Source organism: Nonomuraea marmarensis, assembly GCF_043197025.1.
Taxonomy (GTDB): domain Bacteria; phylum Actinomycetota; class Actinomycetes; order Streptosporangiales; family Streptosporangiaceae; genus Nonomuraea; species Nonomuraea marmarensis.
The window spans coordinates 42,679-57,583 of the sequence record NZ_JBICRM010000039.1 but is presented as its reverse complement, the minus strand read 5'-3'; the positions used below and the strand labels follow the sequence as shown (position 1 = coordinate 57,583).

Sequence of the window (14,905 nt, the reverse complement as noted above, 5' to 3'; positions counted from 1 at the left end):
TGGCCTGTCACACAACGTTGGTCGGGTAATAGTCCCGGCGACCCGTCGCCGACTGGGAGATCAGGAAGAACAGAACGTGCTTTCAGAGACCGTAGGCTGTGCGATCAAGCCTGTTTGACGGGGGATCCTTGCCGTTCTGCTTAGCCACGATCTCACGGACCCGTTTGGGCGGTGACAGGTCTGTTACCTGGTGAGGAGGGTGCGTAGTGCTTTGGCGGTCTCGCCGGGTGCTTCCTCGGCCATAAGGTGTCCGCAGTCCAGGGTGGCGAGCTCCGCTTGCGGAGCCCATGCCTGCCAGGCGTTGGCGGCGAGGCGCGCGAACTCCGGTCCCAGGTCCTGGTGCAGGACTGTTATCGGCATTTGCAGCTGGTTCCCGGCCTGCTGGTCCGCTTGGTCGTGTTCGACGTCGGTGGTGGCTGAGGCTCGGTAGTCGGCGACGATCGAGGGGATCGCCCGACGGGAGGCCTCCAGGTAGGCGGCGCGAATGTGGGCGGGGACCGCGTCCGGATCGCGGGTCCAGATGTTCAGGAAGTGGCCGAAGAAGGCGTCTGAGGTGGCGGAGATCATCTGTTCGGGCAGTCCGGGCGGCTGGGCCATCAGGAACAGGTGGAAGCCGCGGATGGCAGCGCTGCCCCGCAGTGTCTCCCAGACATCCAGGGTCGGTAGGACGTCCAAGCAGGCGAGGTGGGTGATCACGTCGGGGTGATCGAGTCCGGCACGGAAGGCGACCAGGGCGCCTCGGTCATGTCCGGCCAGCGCGAAGCGCTCATGGCCGAGGGCGTGTGCGAGGGCGACAATGTCGGCGGCCATGGTGCGTTTGGAATAGGTGCGTCCGTCGGTGTCGATCGGCTTGTCGCTGTCGCCGTATCCGCGTAGATCAGGGCATATGACGGTGTGGTCGACGGCCAGATCCACGGCGACGTGCCGCCAGATCAGATGCGTCTGCGGGAAGCCGTGCAGCAGCACGATCGGGCTGCCCCAGCCGCCCACGGCGACCTTCAGCGTAACGCCGTCGGCGACGGTGACGCGCTGGTATTCGAAACTCGCGATCTTCGGTTCCATCATCGATCCTCTCGCCGCCTGGCTGAGTGCAGGCGACCGGCTGTGGGGGGGTGTATGACTGGCGGCGCGATGGGCGTGACCGGATGCCTCATCGAGAGCGCGGCCTCCGCCTCACCCCGCCGGACGATGGTCAGACAGCGGGAGAGAATCTTTACGGAGACGCAATAGTCCTGGTTGCCGACGTCATCTGGCTGAGCGGCTGACGGCAACGCAGTTGATGTTAGTGGTCCATCATGCGGCCCGGCAATCGGGGTAACTCGTCCATGATCGGATGGGGGAGCTGGCGGTGAGGGCGGCTTGGGCTGCTTCGAGTTGCCGGGCGATGAGGTGGGCGTGGGCTAGGCCGATGTGGATCTGCGCCCAGGTGCCGTACGCCTGTTCCTCTCCTTGCCGGTAAGCGTCCAGGGCCAGCTCGGCGACGGCGATGGCCTTGCCGGCGTCTGCGGCGCGTAGGTGGACCGTCATCGTGTAGTTGCATTGGCGCGCTGTACCGCAGGAGAACAGGACGCCCAAATCGTCGGGGCGGCTGATGGCCGCGCGGGCGCGCTCGGCGTCGCGGAGTGTCTGCAGGGCGCGGGGGACATCCCCCAGTTCCTGCCAGGCGTCGGCCTCTTGCAGGGCGAGGAACACCTTCATGGTGTCGTCGGGCGAGCACTCGAAACCCTGCCGGGCCAGAGCGGCGGCCTGGCGCTGATGACGATCCCAGAAGGCCGTCTTGGACTGGGCGCACAACGCCAGAGCTCGGGCTGCTGGGATTTCAGCCTGATCGGCCAGGATAAGGGCGGTACGGGCGTGGGCTTCCGCATCGCGAATCCGGCCAAGGTCGCCGGCGGCCCAGGCGATGAAGGCGAACAGCTTGGCGGCTGTGGCGCCTTCGTCACGATGCCACTAGCGGCACCGCAGGACACGACCTGAGTCGATCTTGAGGTGACATGGGTGCCAGGATTGTCCTGGTCAGCGGTCGGTGGTGAGCAGGTTGAGGGCGGCGGCCTCGTCGCGTTCGACGACGGCTTTGCCTGGGCCGCGGCGAATGTAGAAGTCGTCCAGGGCTGTGAGCGCGGAGTTGGCGTAGACGACGCTGCGCTTGACCGGGCCGTCGCGCGGCAGCCAGCGCCGTAGTCGCGTACTGCACCGTTGCGGGCATGGGCATCGCTGAGCGGGTCCCCGGAGAAGGGCCGGGGCGTGTGCGTGTGGAGCCAGACCAGGTACATGCGCACCCGGGAAAGGTAGGTGCGGCGGGATTCGGCCGACAGCGGGGCGTCGGTGAGCCCCGCGGTGTAATCGTCCAGGACGGCCGCGAGATCGGCGGGCAGCGCAGTGGGGCGGGCCCCCGGGCCGCGCTTCGTAATATCGGAAGCGGATCCGGCCTCCTGTGGAGGATCGCTTGGCGCGATCTCGGAACTACGGGATCGTCCAGCGCGGAGGAGAACGCTTGCTGGTTGAGAGCCGGCGATAGCAACAGATTGGACGGGCCCACATCCTGCGAATGGGCGACAGGCATGGGCTCTCAGCGAGGGCCACCGGCGCTGGCCTGCAGGAGTTTGGCGAGGATTGCGCTCAGTTGGCCGCGCTCGTCGAGGGTGAGGGCGTTGAAGGTGTCCTCGAGGAAGGCCGGGATTGATGCCTGGGCCTCGGCGAGCCGCCGGCGGCCTGGGTCGGTGATGGTGACGGCGTAGGAGCGCCGGTCGCGGGGGTTGCGCTCCCTATGAACGTGGCCCGCCTGCTCCAGGTCGTCGCAGATGCCGACCATGACGCTGCGGTCGATCCGGAGTTCCTCGCTGAGCGTCTGCTGGGAGCAGGGGCCGACGGCGTCGAGCATCTGGAGCACGAGGTGGTGCCCCGACTCCGAGCCCTTCTCCGGCGGCGTGCACGTCGGCGGCGCGGGCTACGGCGGCCGAGGCCCGGCACAGCGCGATGTCCAGCCGCTCGGCTGCGAGTTGCGGAAAGTAGGCCGTCCCGCGGTCCGTCGTTCTGGTCGTTGTCGCCATCACTCTCCTCTTGCGTCCAACCGTCAGCCTACCGCAGGTCCATCTCCACGCAGACTGTTTGACAGCAGATGATTTGCAGGAATACGGTTCAAATCGTCTGTCCGCCAATTGTTTGCATGCAGATGGAGAGTGATCGTGACCCGAACCGACGGCCGCCAACAGGCGGCCCTGGTGTTGCTGTGCGCCGCGGTGTTCCTGGACTCGATGGACCTGTCGTTGATGGGTGTCGCGCTGCCCGCCATCGGGCGTGATCTGTCGCTGCCGGAGAGCACCCTGCAGTGGCTGATGTCCGGCTACGCGGTCGCCTATGGCGGCTTCCTGCTGCTCGGCGGCCGCATCGCCGACCTGTTCGGCCGCCGCCGGGTGTTCGTGCTATCGCTGGCGGTGTTCGCGGCGGCGAGCCTGGTCGGCGGGCTCCTGTCGGCCGGATGGCCGCTGGTGGCCACCCGGGTGATCAAGGGGGTGGCGGCCGCGCTCACCGCCCCGGCGGCGCTGTCGCTCATCACCACCACCTTCGCCGAGGGACCGCAGCGCAACCGGGCGCTGGGGGTCTACTCGCTGGCCGGGGCGACCGGATACACCGCCGGGCTGATCGCCTCCGGCTTGCTGACCGAGATCAGCTGGCGGCTGGTGTTCTTCCTGCCGGTCCCGATCGCCCTGCTCGTGCTGGCCGCAGCGCCGCTGGTGCTGCCACGCGGCGTTCGGCCGCCCGGGGCGCGTGAGGGGTTCGACGGCGCCGGCGCGGTCGCGGTCACCGGCGGCGTGCTGATGGCGGTGTTCGCGCTGACGGAGAGGAACTGGCCGGCCGGTGTCGTGGCCGCGCTGCTGCTGGGCGCCTTCATCGTCATCGAGCGCCGGCGGTCCGCGCCGCTCGTCCCGCTGGAGGTGTTCAGGTCCGGCACCGTGGCCGCGGCCAATCTCGCGGCGCTGGCCTGGGCGTGTGCGACGATCGGCTGGCAGTTCGTCGCCGTCCTGTATCTGCAGCAGGTGCTCGGCTACACCGCGCTGGCTACCGGGCTCGGGATCGTCCCGATGGGCCTGGCCATCGTCATCGCCGCCAACCTGGCCGGCAGGCTGATCAGCCGGTGGGGCCTGGGGCGGGTGGCCGCCGCCGGGATGCTGGTCCAGGGCGCGGGCATCCTGTTGTTCCTGCGGGCCGGGGCCACCGGCGACTACGTCACGATGCTGTTGCCCGCGCTGGTCGTCCACGGCATCGGCAACGGGCTGGCCTTCCCCAGCCTCAACATCGCCGCCGTCGCCGGCCTGCCCGACGAGCGGCAGGGGCTGGCCTCGGGACTGGTCACCTCCGCCGTCCAGATCGGCGCCGGAATCGGCGTGGCGGTGCTGGCGGCGATGATGACGCTCGGCGGCTCCACGCTGGCCGGATACCGGATCGCCTTCCTGATGGCGGGCGGCTTCTCCCTGCTCGGCGCCCTCGTCGCTGCCTTCGGCCTGCGCCCCCGCCGCCTCGCACCCGTACCCGCCCCCACCGCCTGAAGGAGACACACACATCATGACGCTGGATCTCACACCCGACGAACTGCTGAGCACGACCCGCGCCGTGCGCAAGCGCCTTGATCTCACCCGCCCGGTGCCGCGCGAGCTGATCGAGGAGTGCGTGGACCTGGCCGTGCAGGCACCGACCGGGCGCAACCGGCAGCGCTGGCACTTCATGGTCGTGACCGAGCCCGAGCAGCGGCGGGCCGTGGCCGACATCTTCCTGCGCGCCCTGCCGCTGGCCTCCGGGCAGCCGCTGACCGAACGCGACGTGCGGCGGATGAACTACCATTCCGACTCCACCGAGCGGGTCTTCGACGGCCTGCGGCACCTGGCCGACAACATCCACCGGGTGCCTGCGTTCGTCATCCCGGGCGTGGAGGGACGCACCGACCGCGCCCCGGTGGCCGTGCAGGCGGGGGCGTGGGGATCGATCCTTCCGGCCGTGTGGAGTTTCATGCTGGCCGCCAGGGCGCGCGGCCTGGGCACGGTGTGGACCACCGCGCAGGGACCGCTCGAACGCGAGCTGGCCAAGGTGCTCGGCGTGCCGTACGAGGAGGTCATGCTGGCGGCGTTCATCCCGCTGGCCTTCACCCTCGGCACCGACTTCAAGCCCGCTCCCCGCATCCCGCGCAAGGAGGTCCTGCACTGGGAACGGTGGTGAGCCCGCTTGCCAGGCCGCCCCGGCCCCTGGGGCGGCCTGGCAGGCGGCACCGGACCGCGGGCACGATTCACGTCCGGCAGCCGCAAGAGGCTTTCGCTTCCGGAGGCGCCATCTCAGCCCTCATGCTTTACACGTTACGAACGCACGCGTCAGGAAGGGAGGGGGTGATGTACCCAGGATTACCCGGTACGCGATCCACGAGTATGCGCAGGTCGCATCGGCACTCAAAAGATCGGCGGCGGTGGTCTGGTGGCCGCGGGCGACGCCGGCCGGTTCAGGAAGGTGGCCAGGGCGGTGCGGTCGTTGACGCCGATCTTGTCGTAAACGGCGTACAAGGTGTTGGCGACGGTGCGTACGGAGACGACGAGTCGCTCGGCGATCTCGCGGTTGGTCAGCCCCTGGGCTGCCAGCATCGCGATCTCGCGCTGCCTGGGGGTCAGCTCGGGGACGTCGAGGTCCATCAGCGCGACCGTGCGGGCCCCCTGGCAGTGCTGGGCGAGCCCCCAGGCTCGGGTCTCGGCGGCCCGCGCGCCGCGGTGCAAGCCCTCGTCCCGGTAGCGCGCGGCCGCCTGGGCTGCCGCCTCGGCCGCGTACAGCAGCAGGCCGAGCCGTTCGAAGCCCTCAGAGACCGCGTCCAGCTCGGCGCCGTCCCGGGCGGCGGCGTGGCGCGCGAACAGCGCCACCAGCGGGCCCTCCACGTCGACCTCGGCGAGCCGCGCGGCGACCAGCTCGGGATGGCCGAGCCGGACGACGTCGTGCAGCGCGAACGACAGGTCGCAGGAAAACGCGCTCTTGGCGATCTCGAGGCAGAGCTCGACGGCCCCCGCCACGTTGCCGCGTCCTGCCATGGTCCAGGCTCGGGCGAAGCGCAGGGGCACGACGGCGGCGGGACCGATCGGCAGGCCGGTGGCCTCCGCCTGTGCCAGCGCCTGCTCCGCGGCGTCGAGGTCGCCGAGGAGCGCGTGCGCGTGCGCCAGCTCGCCGAGGCAGGATCCCGCCAAGGTGCTGGGGGCAGGTAGCCGGGCCACGGTGTCTCGGGCTCCAGCCAGGGCGTCGCCGAGTCGTCCGCGCAGCCGCCGAACGTGGGCCTTGAGCGTGCCGAACTGCAGGATCGCCCGGGTCCAGGTGCCGAACTGGCCGTCCAGCCCGTACCCTTCCCCGGCGAGCCGCTCGGCGGTGTCCAGGTCGCCGAGCAGCAGCGCGGCCGTGGTGGCCTGCTCGATCAGCGCGGCGTTGAGGCTGCCCATGGCGTCCGGTTCCCTGTCCAGCCCGGCGCGGATCTTCGCTACGAGGGCCAGGCAGCCCGTGGGGCGGCCGCGCGCCACCATGAGGGCCGCGTCGGCGCCACTGATCGCGCGCTCGCCGTGCGGGCTGAGCGGCCCCAGGCGGCGCGCCCGCGCGAGCAGCTCATCGGCAACCGCGAGGTCGCCGGCGATCGTGGCCACGACGGCCCGCATGATGTACGTGGCCTGCCGCATCTCGACCGCGCTGACGAGCCGGGTGGTCTCCGCCAGTACGGCCAGCGCCTTCTCGACGTCCCCGAGCCCGACGGTCAGGTTCAGCGCCCGCTGGATGCCGAGATCGGTCCGGGCGAGCTCGTCCAGCTCCGCTTCCCAGACGGTCGCGAACATCTGCTCGGCCTCGCCGTACCGGTCGGTGTAGAACAGCACCGTGGCCAGCGCGGCGAGCGCGGGCGTCCCGCCGCCGGCGGCCACGGCCGCGCGCCCGAGCCGTACGGCCAGCTCCAGGTCCCGGACGACCCTCGCGCGCTCGCAGCCGGCCAGGAGCAGCCCGGGGTCGCCGGTCATGCCGGCATCCAGCCGCCATACGGCCACCCTGAGCACGTCCTCGCGCCGCCGCAGCCCGGCCTCGGCGACCGCCTGGGCCAGCCCGCGCATCAGCGAGCGCGCGCGCAGCACCCCGCAGCCGTCCCTGATGACCTCGCCGTGCAGGGGGTGTGCGAGCCGGACCTGGAGCCGCCGGCCGTCCGGTTGAACCGTCACGAGCTGCCGGTCCTCCAGGCGGTGGACGGCGTCGAAGGAGCCGAGCGCGACCAGCAGGTCCGCGCCGAGCGGCTCGCCGTACGCCAGGAGCTCGAGCACCTCCCGCTCCCGCGCGGTCAGCTCGCCGATGCGGCCCGCGATCGTCTCGCGCAGCGTGGGCGTGATCGTCAGCGGCCCGCGCCAGCGCCACAGCCCGCGGTCGTCGGTGAGCATTCCGGACAGCACGAGCTCGCGCAGGTAGAGCACGTTGCCCTGACTGGCGTGCCACAGCCGGGCCGCGGTCGCGGACTCTACCTGGCCGCCCAGGGCCGCCCGCAGGACGGCCATGGTCTCCTCCAGCGTGAACGGCTCGAGCTCCAGCAACGGCACCAGGTCGTCCTTCCACAGCGCGAGCACCGCGTCGGGCACCGGCGTCCGGCTGCGGAGCGTCGCGATCACCCGGGTTCCGCGCGTCGCGAGGTGGTGGACGAGTACGGCCGAGGCCGCGTCGAGCAGGTGGACGTCGTCCACGACCAGCACGGGCGCGCGTAACGCGGCGGCCGCCCAGCCCAGCGGGTTGCCCGCGGGCGGCGTTGCGGGGAGCAGCGGAGCGAAGGCGCCCAGCGGGAGCTCCGCGGCGGCCGCGGTGGCGCGCACCCACGCGACCCCGTCAAGATCGTGTACGGCCTGCGCCACCAGGCGGCTCTTGCCCGTCCCCGGCGGACCGGCGACGACTACGCCCCTGGAAGCCGATCTGATCTGCGCGAGTTGCGCCGCACGCCCGGTGAACGGCCAGGAGCCTAGTGTCACGACGAAGAGCGTATTTGAGTAGACCATGCTCATGCGAGGGCATTTCCCGACCGGGCATGCTGAGCCCATGATCACGACATTGACCGGCGACCTGACCGACCTCGTTCGCGAGAGCCTCGGCGACCCGCTGGCCGAGATCGGCGACCACCGGGTCGAACTGCTCGACCACGGGCCCGGGATGTTGTCGACGGCCTCGCTCCACCGCGTGCACGGCACCACGACCAGCGGCGTGACCTGGTCGTTCTTCGTCAAGTCCGTTCACTCGATCCGGCACTGGGCCGGATACGAGACGATTCCCGAGCAGGTGCGGGACCAACTGGTCGCGCACTTCCCCTGGCGGGCCGACGTGGACGTCTACCTGGCCGGCCGCGCGCTGCCCGGGGGGCTGCGGATGCCGCGGATGTATCGGCTGGCCGACCTGGGCGACGACCGGCTGGTCATGTGGCTGGAGGACGTCACGGTCGCGCCCGGCGGGTGGGACCTGGACCGCTACCGCTCGGCTGCCCGCCTGCTCGGCGAGCTGGCCGCCGCACACCCGGTGGCGGGGGCGCGTCAGCCGCTCAACCTGGGCCTTCGTTACTACCTGTCGGCCCCGGTCGCCAATCTGTTCTTGCCGATCTTGCGGGATCCTGAGACGTGGCGACACCCGCTGGTCGATCGGAACGCCGACCCGCTGCTCCGGGCCGACCTGCTGGCGCTCGCCGACCGGATCGACCCGCTGGTGCAGGCCCTGGACCGGCTCCCGCACACCCTCGTCCACGGTGACGCCAGCCCCGGGAACCTGCTGGTCCCCGCCGACGGCTCGGCGGAGTTCGTGGCCATCGACTGGAGCTGGCCGTACCCGGCGGCCGTGGGCTTCGACCTCGGCCAGCTGCTGATCGGCCGGGCCCACACCGGCGAGCTGGCCCCCGAGGACCTGCCCGCCGTACACGAGGCGATTGAGACGGCGTACGCCGCCTCGGTGGCCGGCCTGGCGAGCCCCGGCGAGATCTCCTTCGGCTACGTCGCCTCGCTCGTGCTGCGCAGCGCCTGGAACGCGATCCCCTTCGACCGGCTGGGCCAGGAGCCCACCCCCGAACTGCACGAGCTCTTCCGCAAGCGGGCCGGACTCGCGCGCTTCATCGTCGACCTCGGACGATCCCTGCCCACTTAGCGACCACGTTCGCGAGCGCACCCCGTGCCTGATCCGGCCTACATCCGGGGAGTCGGTGGCGCCCGGGATCGCGGGTATCGATCCCGGGCACATGGTCCGACTTCACCACAAGAAGACCCCGCCCCCCAAAGAGGGGTGCGGGGTCTTCTTGCTGCAGGTCGGGATCTACAACAGTTTCGAGTACGCGTCAGCGCCGCCACGGCCAGCGTGCCGGCCGATGCCTCCTCGTGGTCAGAGGGAGAAGTCTGAGGTCACCAGGAGCGGTTGTAGTAGGTGCCCCAGTCGAAGTGACCCGACTTGCCCTCGCCGATGTGGAGCTTGAAGCCGTCGAAGCCGCCGCGGGCGCTGTAGTTGAATCGGTACTCGTTGTGCCCGCCGGTGGTGAATCGGCGGCCCTGGTGCCAGCCGCGGTCGTCGTGGTACCAGAAGTCCACGTAGGTGTTCTCGCGGTCGCGGTCGCGGTCCCAGACGTCGATGTCGAAGTAGTAGCGGCCGTTGGAGAAGTAGTAGTAGCCCTTGTAGTAGGAGCGGTGGCCGCGGGACTCGCCCCGGCTGTAGCCGGAGTAGCCCTCGAACCAGTGCTTGGTGTACTGCGTCTGAGCCGCCGTGCTCGCGTTGGCCGTCGTGGTGGTGGTCGCGGTGGCGGCCTGGGCCGGGGCGGCCGCCACACCGGCCGCCAGAGCACCGGCCAGAACCGTGCCGGCGAGAACGTTGCGAAGCTTCAACATGACCTGTCCCTTGATATGAGAGTGCTGGGAATCTCGTTTCCACCGTCCGGGGCGATCCCGTTTCGGGTGCCTGATCGCTCCGGACGACACTCAATCTAGGCAGCGGCGATCTTCCGTTCTGCGTACAAAGGCACACATCATCACCAGCGTGCACAACGACACACAAAGACCCACCGGACTCAGGTGTCCAGATAGACCAGACCCATGCCGCCCTGTCCGGTAGCCGCTGGCCTCCTGCGGGTCGCCGGCCTCAAGCGGTCGGAACACGACGTCGAAGGGCTGCACGGATCGAATCCTCGAGATGTGATCGATCGTTGCGCTGATTGCCTCGTCTGTACCACGAGGCCCTGCAGAGAGCTCGATTCTGACAGCGGATACCGCAACAGGAGTCGTCGCCCAAGACCAGGTGATCGGCTGACGGCACTATGATCCTTTTAATCGACTCCGCGAGGAAGGGCACCCGTGGCCGAGAAGCCAGCCGAGTGGAACAGCGCGATCGACACGACCAGGCCCAGCATCGCCAGGGCCTACGACGTCGTCCTGCGCGGCAAGGACAACTTCGAGGTCGATCGTGCCTTCGTCGCGGAGATCGCCAAGGTCATTCCGGAGATCTACGACGTGGCGACCTACAACCGCCAGATGCTGGGCCGCGGCGTCCGGTTCCTTATCGACCAGGGCATCACGCAGTTCCTCGACCTCGGCTCGGGGCTGCCGACCGTGGAGAACACCCACCAGGTCGCGCAGCGCGCGAACCCGGAGTCACGGGTGGTCTACGTCGACAACGACCCCATGGTGCTGGCCCACGGCCGGGCTCTGCTGGCGGAGAACGAACGCACCGCGGTGGTCACCTCAGACCTGCGCGACCCGGCGGCGATTCTCGGTGACGAGGCCGTCAAGCGGCTCATCGACCGTGGCCGTCCAGTCGGCGTGATGCTGGTCGGCATCCTGCACCATCTGCATGACGACGAGGACCCACGGGGCATCGTCGAGGCATACATGGCCGCGGTCCCGTCCGGCAGCTACCTCTTCATCACCCACTTCTGCGCCTCGAGCCAGGAATCCCGCGACGCGGAGAAGAAGTACCTCGCGCTCCTCGGCACCGGCAGGTTCCGCACCGTTGCGGAGATCACCTCCTTCTTCCATGGGTTCGAGCTGGTGGAGCCGGGTGTCGTGCCGCTGCCCTTGTGGCGTCCGGAGGCGGCCGTCCCCGAAGAGCTGACCGTGGGCCAGCGCCTCATGTTCGGCGGTATCGCCCGAAAACCCTGAAGGGTGCCAATACAACCCGGCCACCTGCTCGGCGAACGTCATCGCGTAGCGTTTCGCAGAGCGCGGGACTGTACGGTTTTCGCGCGCTAAATGCTGTTGCGCATGCCTGCCCAAGCGTTTCCAGTGGGGTGTCTCCGAGATCAGCGAAGGAGCTTGTCGAGGGTGATCGGGAGGTCGCGGACGCGGATGCCGGTGGCGTGGTAGGCCGCGTTGGCGATGGCCGCGGCCGTGCCGACGATGCAGACCTCGCCTATGCCCTTGGAGCCCATCGGGTTGGTGTACGGGTCGCGCTCCTCCAGGTAGTGCACCTCGATGGAGCCGACGTCGGCGTTGGCCGCGAAGTGGTAGGTGCCCAGGTCGTTGTTGACCACGTGCCCGAAGCGTGGGTCGATCACGCTCGCCTCGTGCAGCGCCATCGACAGGCCCTGGGTCATTCCGCCGATGAGCTGCGAACGGGCCGTCTTCGGGTTGATGATCCGTCCCGCGTCGAACACGCCGAGCAGGCGCGGCACCCGGATCTCGCCGGTGTCCTCGTGCACCCGGACCTCGGCGAACTGGGCCCCGAAGCTGTACATCGCGAACTGCGCCATGTACGGGTTGTCGGGCATCTCGGCGCTGACCTCGATCCCCTCGGCCGGCACCGTGCCGCCGTGCTCGGACTCCAGGCGGGCGCGCAGTTCCGCCGCCGCCGCGTAGATGGTCGTACCCCAGCAGTTGATACCCGACGAGAAACCCGCGCTGGATGCGATCGGGAGCGTGGTGTCGCCGATCCGCAGGTTCACGTCCTCTACTGCGACGCCGAGCGCCTCGGCGGCGATCTGGGTGAGCGCCGTCCAGGTGCCGGTGCCGATGTCGGCGGCGCCGATCTCCACGGTGTAGCGGCCGTCGGCGTCCACGTGGATCGTCGCGGCGTTCCCGGGGAGTCGGGCCGAGGGGTAGATCGAGGCGGCCACGCCTGTCCCGGCCAGCCACCCGTTCTCCCGCCGCGACAGCGGGGCCGGATCGCGTTCCGGCCAGCCGAACCGCCGGGCGCCCTCGCGCAGGCAGGTCACCAGGTGCCGGCTGGAGAACGGCAGGCCGGACTCGGGGTGGACCTCGGGTTCGTTGCGGATGCGGAACTCGACCGGGTCGAGCCCGGCGGCGTACGCCAGCTCGTCCATGGCCGACTCCAGCGCGAACATGCCCGTGGCCTCGCCGGGCCCGCGCATGATGGTGGGCACTGGCACGTCCAGGGCGGTCACCCGGGTCGTCGTGCTCCGGTTGGGCGCGGCGTACATCGTCCGGGTGGCGCCCACCGTCTGCTCGGCGTACTCCTTGACCCTGGCGGTCTGCTGGATGACGTCGTGCGCGATCGCGGTGAGCCGGCCACCGGAGTCGGCGCCGAGCCGGACCCGCTGGATCGTGGCGGGACGATAGCCGACCAGGGAGAACATCTGCTGCCGGGTGAGCGGGAACTTCACCGGCCGCCCCGGCACGAGCTGCGCGCCCATCAGGGCGAGGGTGGCCCATGTGACCGGATACACCTTCGACCCGAACGCGCCGCCGACGTGCGGTGAGATGGCGCGGATCCGCGCCGCGTCGACCCCGAACGCCCCGGCCAGCAGGCTCCGGGTCAGGTGCACACCCTGGGTGGAGCAGTAGAGCGTGATCTCGTCGTCGGTCCAGATCGCGATGCTGGTGTGCGGCTCCAGCGGGTTGTGGTGGTTCATCGCCGTCGTGTACGTCGCGTCCACGGTGACGGCCGCGCCGGCGAGCCCGGCGCCGACGTCGCCGGCGGCGCTGTCGGCGGGGGAGCCGTCCTGGAGGTCCCCGGGCATCGAGCCGAAGATGGCGGCGTGTTGCGGCTTGTGCAGGTCGTCGCGGTCGGCCCGCAGGTCGGTGTCGTGCGGCCGCTGCTCGTATGTCAGCCGGACCAGGCTGGCGGCGTGCCGGGCGATCTCCGGGGTCTCGGCGATCACGGCGCCGACGATCTGGCCGCGGAAGGCGACCTCGTCGGACTGCAGGACCGCCACCTCCGGGTCGGTGGCCCAGGCCAGCTTGGGGGCGTTCAGGTGGGTGAGCACGGCCAGCACGCCGGGCTGGGCCATCGCGGCGCTGGTGTTGACGGCGGTGACGCGCCCGGCGGCGATCGTCGCCTGCAGCGGATACAGGTGGGCGGGGTTCTCCACCGGCCACTCACCCGCGTACGTCGCGGCGCCCCGGACCTTGAGGGGGCCGTCCACGCGGTCGAGCGGAGCGCCCACGGCACTGGTGACGGTCATCGTGTCTCCCGGGTGAGGGCGCGAAGCATGCTGACGATGGTGTTGCGGGCGAGCGGGACCTTGAAGGCGTTGCCCGGCAGCGGCTGGGCCGCGGCCAGCTCGGCCTCGGCGGCAGCGCGGAAGCTCTCCTCGGTCGCGGGCGCGCCGCGCAGCGCCCGCTCGGCGGTGAGCGCTCGCCAGGGCTTGTGCGCCACGCCGCCGAGGGCCAGGCGCACGTCGCGGATCAGGCCGTCGCCGACCTCGACCGCGGCGGCCACCGAGACCAGCGCGAACGCGTACGACGCGCGGTCGCGTACCTTGCGGTAGCGGGAAGCGGCCGCGATCGGAAGGGGCGGCAGGTCGACGGCCGTGATCAGCTCCCCGCGTTCGAGCACGGTGTCGCGCTCGGGCGCGTCGCCAGGGAGCCGGTGCAACTCGGTCACCGGGATCGTCCGCTCCCCGGCCGGTCCGCGCGTGCGGACCACCGCGTCGAGCGCGGCCATGGCCACGGCCATGTCGGATGGGTGGGTGGCCGCGCACGCCTCGGAGGCGCCGAGGATCGCCAGGTCGCGCTCGTGGCCGCCGCGTGCGGAGCAGCCCGATCCCGGCTCGCGCTTGTTGCACGGAGTGGTGACGTCGCGGAAGTACACGCAACGGGTGCGCTGCAGGAAGTTCCCGCCGGTGGTGGCGAGGTTGCGCAGCTGGTAGGAGGCGCCGGCCAGGATCGCCTGGGAGAGCATCGGGTAGCGGTGCCTGATCCGCCGGTCGGCGGCGAGCTCGCTGTTGAGCATGCCCGCGCCGATCCGCAGGCCGCCGTCCGGCAACTCCTCGATCCGGTCGGAGACCAGGTGGCGGACGTCGATCAGCACGTCGGGGGTGGCCACCTCCATCTTCATCAGGTCCACCAGGTTCGTCCCACCCGCGAGGAAGGACGCGCCCAGTTCCCCGGCGACGGTGGCGACGGCGGTCGCCACGTCGTCGGCGCGCTGGTAGCGGAAGGGCTTCATGACCGCGCCACCTCCGCGATGGCGGGCACGATGTTGGCGTACGCGGCGCACCGGCACAGGTTGCCGCTCATCCGCTCCGCGATCTCCCTGTCGTCGAGCGTGACCTCCTCGGCGTCCAGGTCCTCGGTCACGACGCTCGGCCAGCCGGCCTCCGCCTCGCGCAGCATGCCCACGGCCGAGACGACCTGGCCGGGAGTGCAGTAGCCGCACTGGAAGGCGTCGTGCGTGACGAAGGCGCGCTGCACCGGGTGCAGTTCGTCGCCGTCGGCGAGCCCTTCCGCCGTGACGATCTCCGCGCCCTCGCTCGCGACCGCCAGCACCAGGCAGCTCGTCACGCGACGCCCGTCGAGCAGGACGGTGCAGGCGCCGCACTGCCCGTGGTCACAGCCCTTCTTGGGGCTGGTGTTCCCGAGCCGCTCGCGCAGGGCGTCCAGCAGCGTCGTGCGAGTGTCGACGGCGAGCCGGTGCTCGTTCCCGTCCACCCGCAACACGATTTCCACATCCATGG

Annotated in this window: 13 protein-coding genes; 5 read left to right on the top strand and 8 right to left on the bottom strand. The window is 70.4% G+C overall.

The features are described 5' to 3' along the window. Positions 1 to 183 precede the first annotated feature (183 nt). Positions 184 to 1,062, bottom strand: a complete 879-nt coding sequence (locus ACFLIM_RS41810; RefSeq protein ID WP_393174881.1) for an alpha/beta fold hydrolase — start codon at positions 1,060 to 1,062, stop codon at positions 184 to 186. Positions 1,063 to 1,293: 231 nt separating this feature from the next. Further along, positions 1,294 to 1,698, bottom strand: a complete 405-nt coding sequence (locus tag ACFLIM_RS41805) for a hypothetical protein (RefSeq protein WP_393174797.1) — start codon at positions 1,696 to 1,698, stop codon at positions 1,294 to 1,296. Between ACFLIM_RS41805 and ACFLIM_RS41800 the strand changes: the two genes are divergently transcribed. After that, positions 1,675 to 1,977 (top strand): hypothetical protein, encoded by a 303-nt coding sequence (locus tag ACFLIM_RS41800; RefSeq protein ID WP_393174795.1) that lies wholly within the window; start codon positions 1,675 to 1,677, stop codon positions 1,975 to 1,977. The genes ACFLIM_RS41805 and ACFLIM_RS41800 overlap by 24 nt on opposite strands. Before the next feature lie 592 nt (positions 1,978 to 2,569). On the opposite strand, the gene ACFLIM_RS41795 is transcribed toward ACFLIM_RS41800, so the two are convergent. Further along, positions 2,570 to 2,881: a MarR family winged helix-turn-helix transcriptional regulator gene (locus ACFLIM_RS41795; RefSeq protein ID WP_393174793.1), complete on the bottom strand. Its 312-nt coding sequence runs from the start codon at positions 2,879 to 2,881 to the stop codon at positions 2,570 to 2,572. 304 nt (positions 2,882 to 3,185) lie between these two features. Here ACFLIM_RS41795 and ACFLIM_RS41790 point away from each other — a divergent pair, with 304 nt between their 5' ends. Both ACFLIM_RS41790 and ACFLIM_RS41785 read left to right on the top strand, forming a co-directional pair. Further along, positions 3,186 to 4,547, top strand: coding sequence for an MFS transporter (locus ACFLIM_RS41790; RefSeq protein ID WP_393174791.1), 1,362 nt, complete (start codon positions 3,186 to 3,188; stop codon positions 4,545 to 4,547). 16 nt (positions 4,548 to 4,563) lie between these two features. Continuing rightward, the gene (locus ACFLIM_RS41785) at positions 4,564 to 5,211 is read left to right on the top strand and encodes a nitroreductase family protein (protein WP_393174789.1); all 648 of its coding nucleotides are present in this window, start codon (positions 4,564 to 4,566) and stop codon (positions 5,209 to 5,211) included. 224 nt (positions 5,212 to 5,435) lie between these two features. Here ACFLIM_RS41785 and ACFLIM_RS41780 read toward each other — a convergent pair whose 3' ends face one another. Beyond that, positions 5,436 to 8,003 carry a helix-turn-helix transcriptional regulator gene (locus ACFLIM_RS41780; RefSeq protein WP_393174787.1) on the bottom strand — a complete coding sequence of 856 codons (2,568 nt, stop codon included), beginning with the start codon at positions 8,001 to 8,003 and terminating at the stop codon, positions 5,436 to 5,438. A gap of 67 nt (positions 8,004 to 8,070) precedes the next feature. Here ACFLIM_RS41780 and ACFLIM_RS41775 point away from each other — a divergent pair, with 67 nt between their 5' ends. Beyond that, positions 8,071 to 9,156 carry a phosphotransferase gene (locus ACFLIM_RS41775; RefSeq protein WP_393174785.1) on the top strand — a complete coding sequence of 362 codons (1,086 nt, stop codon included), beginning with the start codon at positions 8,071 to 8,073 and terminating at the stop codon, positions 9,154 to 9,156. 251 nt (positions 9,157 to 9,407) lie between these two features. Here the strand turns inward: ACFLIM_RS41775 and ACFLIM_RS41770 are convergent, their stop codons facing one another. Then, a complete protein-coding gene (locus ACFLIM_RS41770) occupies positions 9,408 to 9,884 on the bottom strand; it encodes a hypothetical protein (RefSeq protein WP_393174783.1) in 477 nt (158 codons plus the stop codon). Between the two features lie 462 nt (positions 9,885 to 10,346). Between ACFLIM_RS41770 and ACFLIM_RS41765 the strand changes: the two genes are divergently transcribed. Then, the gene (locus ACFLIM_RS41765; protein ID WP_393174781.1) at positions 10,347 to 11,150 is read left to right on the top strand and encodes an SAM-dependent methyltransferase; all 804 of its coding nucleotides are present in this window, start codon (positions 10,347 to 10,349) and stop codon (positions 11,148 to 11,150) included. 140 nt (positions 11,151 to 11,290) lie between these two features. On the opposite strand, the gene ACFLIM_RS41760 is transcribed toward ACFLIM_RS41765, so the two are convergent. From ACFLIM_RS41760 to ACFLIM_RS41750, 3 genes are read right to left on the bottom strand one after another with little or no spacing between them, the layout of a single operon-like run. After that, the gene (locus ACFLIM_RS41760; RefSeq protein ID WP_393174779.1) at positions 11,291 to 13,411 is read right to left on the bottom strand and encodes a xanthine dehydrogenase family protein molybdopterin-binding subunit; all 2,121 of its coding nucleotides are present in this window, start codon (positions 13,409 to 13,411) and stop codon (positions 11,291 to 11,293) included. Further along, positions 13,408 to 14,397: an FAD binding domain-containing protein gene (locus ACFLIM_RS41755; RefSeq protein WP_393174777.1), complete on the bottom strand. Its 990-nt coding sequence runs from the start codon at positions 14,395 to 14,397 to the stop codon at positions 13,408 to 13,410. The genes ACFLIM_RS41760 and ACFLIM_RS41755 overlap by 4 nt, the downstream gene beginning before the upstream one ends. Next, entirely contained in the window at positions 14,394 to 14,903 is a 510-nt protein-coding gene (locus ACFLIM_RS41750; RefSeq protein WP_393174775.1) for a (2Fe-2S)-binding protein, read from the bottom strand. The genes ACFLIM_RS41755 and ACFLIM_RS41750 overlap by 4 nt, the downstream gene beginning before the upstream one ends. Positions 14,904 to 14,905 lie beyond the last annotated feature (2 nt).